Origin of the sequence: Kitasatospora sp. NPDC002965 (assembly GCF_040611255.1) — a bacterium.
Classification (GTDB): domain Bacteria; phylum Actinomycetota; class Actinomycetes; order Streptomycetales; family Streptomycetaceae; genus Kitasatospora.
In genome coordinates this window covers 48,752-56,068 of the sequence record NZ_JBEXNT010000051.1, presented here as the reverse complement: position 1 = coordinate 56,068, position 7,317 = coordinate 48,752, and the positions used below count along the sequence as shown (strand labels likewise).

Sequence of the window (7,317 nt, the reverse complement as noted above, 5' to 3'; positions counted from 1 at the left end):
ACGGCACGCCGCTGCGCTACATGGACAAGCCCTCCAGGGACGGCGGATCGGCCGACTCCTGGTCCTCGGGCGTCGGCAGCCTGGACGTCCACTACCGACAGCGGGGCGTGACCGCCTCCGGTCGGGGTCAGCTTTCGGCGAGGATGTGGGACAGCTCCCGGTCGAGGTCGAAGTGACGGTGTTCGGTGCCGGGGGGTACGGCGGCGTCCGTCCGCTTGAGGAACGACTCAAGCGCTCGGGCCGGGGCCTCCAGCAGGGCTTCTCCTTCCGGAGAGCTCAGCGCGATGCAGACCACCCCTTGCCCGTGGCTGCGCGACGGCCAGACCCGGACGTCGCCGGTACCCGTGGGTCGGTGCAGCCCCTCCGCAAGGAGATCTCGGGCGAACACCCACTCCACGGTCTCGTCGGCGCCGGTGTGGAACGTGGCGTGCACGGCATAGGGGTCGGCGGTGTCGTAGCGCAGACCCGCGGGGACGGGCAGTGAGGACTCGCTGGACACGATGAGGCGCAGGTGCAGCTCGCAGCTGACCGTGGTGTTCATAAGCGCCATGGCCTTTCGCTCAGTGTGCGCTCGGGGAATCGCACGTCGGCGAACGGACCATCCCACCTCCAAGACCGATGTAAACCCCTCTGTCCCGATTCGGGCGCGAGTCGTACCCCTTACGGCGCATTGCGGAATCGCCACAGAGTGCCCCGCAGGGCATTACCGGCCCGCTTCTCGGTTAGTTTCCTGGCATGACTGTGCGAAGCGACAAGGCACGCGGTGACGCGGGCGGGAACACGGGAACGGGGGATGTGATCGTGCCGGACGACACGGGGGTGCCGACGGGGTCGGGGAACGACGACGGCGACGGTGGGGGTACGGGGGCGGACACGGACGGTGGCCGGCCGCTGGGCTCACGCGCGCCGCACTTCATCCGCCGCTCCCGCCCGCTGCACCTGAGCTGGCAGGTGGCCGTCTTCCTGATCGGCCTGGCGGTGGTGGTGCTCGGCGTGATCATGCTGCCGTTGCCCGGGCCCGGCTGGGTGGTCATCTTCCTGGGCATGGGCATCTGGGCGACCGAGTTCGTCTGGGCCCAGCTGGCGCTGCGCTGGACCCGGCGGAAGGTGGCCGAGGCGGCCCAGAAGGCCCTGGACCCGCGGGTCCGCCGCCGCAACATCACGCTCACGGTGATCGGCCTGACGGTGATCGCCGGGATCGGCGGCTGGTACCTGTGGAAGTACGGGCTGGTCATGCCCTGGAAGATCGACGAGGACTGAGCGGGGGTCCGTCGCGGACCGGGTACGGACCGTGTGCGGTCCGGCCGGGGAGCGGGGGCCGGCCGGTGCGCCGTCCGGGTGAGGCGGCCGTTCCGGGGGCCGGGGTGAGCGTGTTCGGACCACCCCGTGGGATGCGGTAATGTTTTCCCTGCACCCGGGCGATTAGCTCAGCGGGAGAGCACTTCGTTCACACCGAAGGGGTCACTGGTTCGATCCCAGTATCGCCCACCGGAATGCATTGTGATATGTGAGGCCCAGCCGATTATCGGCTGGGCCTTACATGTATTTCCACAATCCGGTGAACATCGTCCGAGAATGAACTGAGGCGCAGTCATCTTCCGTGCGGAGTGCGAGTTCTGCGGATGTGTCGACCGGCACCCCGGGGAAGCGAGTTGTACCGCACCCCCCGAATGGTGCTACAGTTCTTCTCGTTGCCCGGGCGATTAGCTCAGCGGGAGAGCACTTCGTTCACACCGAAGGGGTCACTGGTTCGATCCCAGTATCGCCCACCGGACAGCATGCAGGCCCCGACCGGAGACCGGTCGGGGCCTGCGGCGTTCGCGCGCACACCGAGCGCCGGGCGCCCGGACCGGCCCCGCCGCGCTACGCCGCCATCTCGCACCTGTGGTCCGGGGACAGCCGTCGCCCGCATCCGCACCGGGCCGGCCGCAGCGGCCAGGACAGGTCCACCCGCTCGTCCGCCCCCGACTGGTCGAACCACGCCTGCAACCCCCGGGCCTGTGCCGCGTGCCAGACCGCCTGCCGCAGGTGCAGCTCCGCCACCGTCAGCCCGCCCAGCGCGGCCGGATGGCGCGCACCGATCGTCCGGACCACCGCCAGCGTCGCCGCCGCGTCCGCCGCCGCGTCGTGCGCCCCGGCCAACTGCACCCCGTAGTGCGCGCACAGGTCGGTCAGCGTCCGGCGGCCCTTGCGGTACCGGTCCACGTGCTTGTCCAGCACCCGGGGATCCAGTATCAGCAGGCCGGCCGGGCCCACCGCGTCCGTCAGCGTGACCCCGCGGTGCCGGCGCAACTCCCGGTCGAGCAGGGTCAGATCGTAGGGCGCGTTCATCACCGCGACCGGGCGGCCGGCCCGGGCCTGCGCCGCCAGTGCGGCGGCGATCTCCGCCACGACCGTCCGCGCCGGGCGGCCGAACGCCCGGACCCGTTCGTCGGTGATGCCGTGCACCGCGCGGGCACCGTCCGGTATCGGCACGCCGGGGTCGGCCAGCCAGGTGGTCGCCTGCGGGGCGGCGCCCGGGGCGAGTTGGACCACCAGGGCGGCCGACACGATGCGGTCGGTCTCGACGTCCACGCCGGTGGTCTCGGTGTCGAAGGAGGCGATCGGGCCGGTGAACCAGTGCTGCTGCATGACTGCCCCTCGGATACAGCGCGTTCCCGCCCTGGTGATACCCGCTCCTGACGTCCCCTCAACCGTTTGGCGCACCACCGGTCGGGCACCCTGCCGACAGGTGCCCTGTTCGAATCGGGACGGGCCCGGGGGGACGGGGGGAGGAACCCGGCGATGGCACTGACCCAGCCGCAGCCCGACGAGGCGGAGGCCGCCCTGCGGGGCAACCTGGCGGTGACCGCCTGCATGGAGACCCTGCAGGTCGGCTACCTGCACGCGGTCGCCGCCGCGGCCGGCTGCTCGCTCTCCCAGCCGTTCCCCGACAACGGCATCGACTGGCAGGTCAGTCACGGCTCCCGGGTCCACGAGATCGACGACGAGGTGACCGTCAAGATCCAGCTGAAGGCCACCCAGCAGATCGCCCCCGATCCGCGCGGCCCGTACTTCAGCTTCACCCTCGACAACGACCACCTGCGCAAGCTCGCCCGCCCCCGGGTCGCGGTGCCCCGCATCCTCGTCGTCATGCTGCTGCCCCGCCGGGTCGACCACTGGCTCGCGGCCCGGCCGGACGCGCTGGAGCTGCGGCACTGCTGCTACTGGGTCAACCTGGCCGGCCACCCGGTCACCGGGCAGCGCCGGACCAACGTCCGGGTACCCACCGCGAAGGTCTTCGACGACCGCGCACTGTGCGACATCATGGCCAGGGTCGGCGCGGGCGGCAGCCCGTGACGGCCCGGCCCCCGGCCGGGAGGAGCCGCACCATGACACTGCCCCACGGGCCACTGCGCCCCGGTCCCGGCGAGCCGCAGGCCCGGGCGCTGCCCGACCCGGCCGCCGTCGACCCCGCGGTGCTCGCCACCCTGCTGGCCCGGCACGGCTGGGTCCGGCGCGGCGGGCCCTCCGCCCGGTACGGCCGCTGGACGCCCCCCGACGGCACCGACCCCGGCACCAGCCTGATCGTCCCCGCCGGTGACGGCTTCGACGACGCCGTCGACCTCCTCGCCGACGCCGTCACCGCGCTCTCCCGCTCCGCCAGCCCCTCCGCCCGCGCGATCCTGCTCGCCCTGGCCGTCCCCGGCGACGAGCTCCAGTGGCGCCGTGACCTCGCCGGCCCGCCGGGCTCCGCTCCCGCGACGGTGCCCTGGGACGACACCGAACGGCTCCAGCGGGCGGCGCGCGCCATGCTCGCGGCCGGCGCCAAGGCCGGACGCACCCGGGCCGCGTACTTCGGAGCCCGCCTCGACAGCTGGGCCGGGGACTTCCTCGACCGCGTCCTGGTGGTCTCCGGCGGGCCCGGCCTCACCGCCTACACCCCCGCCCCCGAGGGCCGGGCCGCGGTCACCACCCTGGTCCGCGCCCTGGAGGCGCTGCGCGACGCCGTCGACTACCGCCGGGTCAGCGGCGGCGCGGAGGCCTTCGAGAACGCCGTCCAGTCCGGCGTCAGCCGCGAGCTGGTCGAATCCGTCGAGGAGCTGGTGCGCGGCGCCACCGCGAGCCGGCTCACCGTCGCCTGGTCGGCCGCCGCCGGGACCCCCGGCGGTTTCGGCGACCGCCGGATCGCCCTGGAGTTCTCGCCCGGCGACCTGCCCGCCCTTGCGGAGGCCGCGGAGCTGCTCGAACGCATCGAGCCCGCCGTCGCCGTCACCGTCGTCGGCGTCGTCGTCCGGCTCAAGCGCGCCGACCCGGCGGGCCCCGGCAGCGTCCGCCTGCGGGTGCTCGGCGGCGCCGAGGTCGACGAGGTCAAGGTCCGCCTGCCCGATCCCGCCTACCGGCTGGCCGCCGAGGCCCACCTGGCCGGCACCCCGGTCAAGGTCAGCGGCCGGCTCGAACGGCGCGGCGGCTTCCGCCGGCTCACCCGGCCCACCGGCCTGGAGCCCTGCGGGCTGGAGGAGGCGGAGCGGGAGCGGCTGCTCAAGACGCTGGGCGACGGGTAGGGAGGATACGGAGGTGACGGCGGGGCCACCGGTCTCGGTACCATCGTCACGCGCAGCGAAGTGTTGCGTCCTATGAATCCAGCACGTCAGGAGAGACCGGTGACGGACGTCCGGGTAATCATCAGCCGCGAACCCGATCGGGAAGAGCGCGTGGTGACCACGGGTACCACGGCCGCCGAGCTCTTCGCCGACGACCGTTCGATCATCGCCGCCCGCGTCGGCGGCCAGCTCAAGGACCTCGCGTACGCCGTCCAGGACGGCGACGAGGTCGAGCCGGTCGAGATCGGCAGCAAGGACGGCCTCGACATCCTGCGCCACTCCACCGCGCACGTCATGGCGCAGGCCGTGCAGCAGCTCTTCCCGGAGGCCAAGCTCGGCATCGGCCCGCCGGTCAAGGACGGCTTCTACTACGACTTCGACGTCGAGAAGCCGTTCCACCCCGACGACCTCAAGGCCGTCGAGAAGAAGATGCAGGAGATCATCAAGCGCGGGCAGAAGTTCTCCCGCCGGGTGGTCACCGACGAGGCCGCCCGCGAGGAGCTGGCCGGCGAGCCGTACAAGCTGGAGCTGATCGGCCTCAAGGGCTCCGCCGCCACCGCCGGCGAGGGTGCCGACGTCGAGGTCGGCGCCGGCGAGCTGAGCATCTACGACAACCTGGACCCGAAGTCCGGCGAGCTGTGCTGGGGCGACCTCTGCCGCGGCCCGCACCTGCCGTCGACCCGGATGATCCCGGCGTTCAAGATCATGCGCTCGGCCGCCGCCTACTGGCGCGGCAGCGAGAAGAACCCCATGCTCCAGCGCCTCTACGGCACCGCCTGGCCGACCAAGGACGCGCTCAAGGCGCACCTGGAGTTCCTGGAGGAGGCCGCCAAGCGCGACCACCGCAAGCTCGGCAGCGAGCTCGACCTCTTCTCCATCCCCGAGGAGATCGGCTCCGGCCTCGCCGTCTTCCACCCCAGGGGCGGCATCATCCGCCGCGCCATGGAGGACTACTCGCGCCGCCGGCACGAGGAGGAGGGCTACGAGTTCGTCTACACCCCGCACGCCACCAAGGGGAAGCTCTTCGAGAAGAGCGGCCACCTCGACTGGTACGCGGACGGCATGTACCCGCCCATGCAGCTCGACGAGGGCGTGGACTACTACCTCAAGCCGATGAACTGCCCGATGCACAACCTGATCTTCGACGCGCGTGGCCGCTCGTACCGCGAACTGCCGCTGCGTCTCTTCGAGTTCGGCACGGTGTACCGGTACGAGAAGTCCGGCGTGGTGCACGGCCTGACCCGCGCCCGCGGCTTCACCCAGGACGACGCGCACATCTACTGCACCCGTGAGCAGATGGCCGACGAGCTCGACTCGACGCTCACCTTCGTGCTCAACCTGCTGCGCGACTACGGCCTGAACGACTTCTACCTGGAGCTGTCCACCAAGGACCCGGAGAAGTTCGTCGGCTCGGACGACGCGTGGGAGGAGGCCACCGCCGTCCTCGCCGCCGTGGCCGAGAAGCAGGGCCTGCCGCTGGTGCCGGACCCGGGCGGCGCGGCCTTCTACGGCCCGAAGATCTCGGTGCAGGCGAAGGACGCCATCGGCCGCACCTGGCAGATGAGCACCATCCAGCTGGACTTCAACCTGCCCGACCGCTTCGACCTGGAGTTCACCGCGGCGGACGGCTCGCGCCAGCGGCCGGTCATGATCCACCGGGCGCTGTTCGGCTCGATCGAGCGGTTCTTCGCGGTGCTGCTGGAGCACTACGCCGGTGCCATGCCGCCGTGGCTGGCCCCGGTCACGGTGACCGGCATCCCGATCACCGACGAGCACGTGCCGTACCTGCTGGAGGTCGCGGCCGAGCTGAAGAAGCGCGGCATCCGGGTCGAGGTCGACACCTCGGACGACCGGATGCAGAAGAAGATCCGCAACGCCCAGAAGAGCAAGACCCCGTTCATGCTGATCGCCGGCAACGACGACGTCGAGGCGGGTGCGGTGTCCTTCCGCTACCGCAACGGCGAGCAGAAGAACGGCGTCCCGGTGGCCGACGCGGTCGCCGAGATCGTGGACGCCGTGGAGCGCCGCATCCAGGTGTGACACCACGGTCACGCGTGAGCGCGGGGCGGGCTCCTCGGGAGTCTGCCCCGCGCTGCTTTGCAAGAACGGCCGGGCGAATATGCTGATCAGCATGACGACTGAGCCGGAACTGCAGCGGGGCGTCGGCGAGCCGGACGGCTTCCGCCGCCTGTGGACCCCCCATCGGATGGCCTACATCCAGGGCGAGAACAAGCCCACCGGCCCGGCTCCGGACGACGGTTGCCCGTTCTGCTCGATTCCGTCGCTGAGTGACGAGGACGGGCTGGTCGTCGCACGCGGCGGCTCCGTGTACGCGGTGCTCAACCTCTACCCGTACAACGGCGGTCACCTGATGGTGGTCCCGTACCGGCACGCGGCGGACTACACCGAGCTGGACGAGGCGGAGACGGCCGAGCTGGCGGTGTTCACCAAGAAGGCGATGACGGCGCTGCGCGCGGCCTCGGGCGCGCACGGCTTCAACATCGGGATGAACCAGGGGACGGCGGCAGGTGCCGGGATCGCGGCGCACCTGCACCAGCACGTGGTGCCCCGCTGGGGCGGGGACACCAACTTCATGCCGGTGGTCGGCCACACCAAGGTGCTGCCGCAACTGCTGGCGGACACCCGCAAGATGCTGGCGGAGGCCTGGCCGCAGGACTGAGCCGGGACGGACCGGGGCCCCTGCCGACCGTGTGTCGGCAGGGGCCCCGTCGTG

General features: G+C 71.7%; 7 protein-coding genes and 2 tRNA genes. 7 read left to right on the top strand and 2 right to left on the bottom strand.

Going from position 1 to position 7,317, the window contains the following annotated elements; genetic code table 11:
- Positions 1-127: 127 nt before the first annotated feature.
- On the bottom strand, positions 128-541 hold the full coding sequence (locus tag ABZY91_RS20825) for an SsgA family sporulation/cell division regulator (protein ID WP_030056266.1): 414 nt from the start codon (positions 539-541) through the stop codon (positions 128-130).
- Between the two features lie 194 nt (positions 542-735).
- Between ABZY91_RS20825 and ABZY91_RS20820 the strand changes: the two genes are divergently transcribed.
- The 3 genes from ABZY91_RS20820 to ABZY91_RS20810 all read left to right on the top strand — a co-directional run bounded on the left by ABZY91_RS20820 (position 736) and on the right by ABZY91_RS20810 (position 1,769).
- Positions 736-1,260: a TIGR02611 family protein gene (locus tag ABZY91_RS20820; RefSeq protein ID WP_355404257.1), complete on the top strand. Its 525-nt coding sequence runs from the start codon at positions 736-738 to the stop codon at positions 1,258-1,260.
- Between the two features lie 156 nt (positions 1,261-1,416).
- A tRNA-Val gene (locus ABZY91_RS20815) sits at positions 1,417-1,488 on the top strand.
- A 209-nt stretch (positions 1,489-1,697) separates the two neighbouring features.
- A tRNA-Val gene (locus ABZY91_RS20810) sits at positions 1,698-1,769 on the top strand.
- Between the two features lie 94 nt (positions 1,770-1,863).
- Here ABZY91_RS20810 and ABZY91_RS20805 read toward each other — a convergent pair.
- Entirely contained in the window at positions 1,864-2,631 is a 768-nt protein-coding gene (locus ABZY91_RS20805; protein ID WP_355404255.1) for an exonuclease domain-containing protein, read from the bottom strand.
- Between the two features lie 153 nt (positions 2,632-2,784).
- Between ABZY91_RS20805 and ABZY91_RS20800 the strand changes: the two genes are divergently transcribed.
- From ABZY91_RS20800 to ABZY91_RS20785, 4 genes are all read left to right on the top strand, one after another.
- Positions 2,785-3,339 carry a DUF4365 domain-containing protein gene (locus ABZY91_RS20800; RefSeq protein WP_329882274.1) on the top strand — a complete coding sequence of 185 codons (555 nt, stop codon included), beginning with the start codon at positions 2,785-2,787 and terminating at the stop codon, positions 3,337-3,339.
- A 32-nt stretch (positions 3,340-3,371) separates the two neighbouring features.
- Positions 3,372-4,544: a hypothetical protein gene (locus ABZY91_RS20795; protein ID WP_355404253.1), complete on the top strand. Its 1,173-nt coding sequence runs from the start codon at positions 3,372-3,374 to the stop codon at positions 4,542-4,544.
- Between the two features lie 99 nt (positions 4,545-4,643).
- Positions 4,644-6,623: a threonine--tRNA ligase gene (gene thrS, locus ABZY91_RS20790; protein ID WP_355404251.1), complete on the top strand. Its 1,980-nt coding sequence runs from the start codon at positions 4,644-4,646 to the stop codon at positions 6,621-6,623.
- A 79-nt stretch (positions 6,624-6,702) separates the two neighbouring features.
- The gene (locus ABZY91_RS20785; protein WP_329882271.1) at positions 6,703-7,263 is read left to right on the top strand and encodes an HIT domain-containing protein; all 561 of its coding nucleotides are present in this window, start codon (positions 6,703-6,705) and stop codon (positions 7,261-7,263) included.
- The last annotated feature ends 54 nt before the right edge of the window (positions 7,264-7,317 follow it).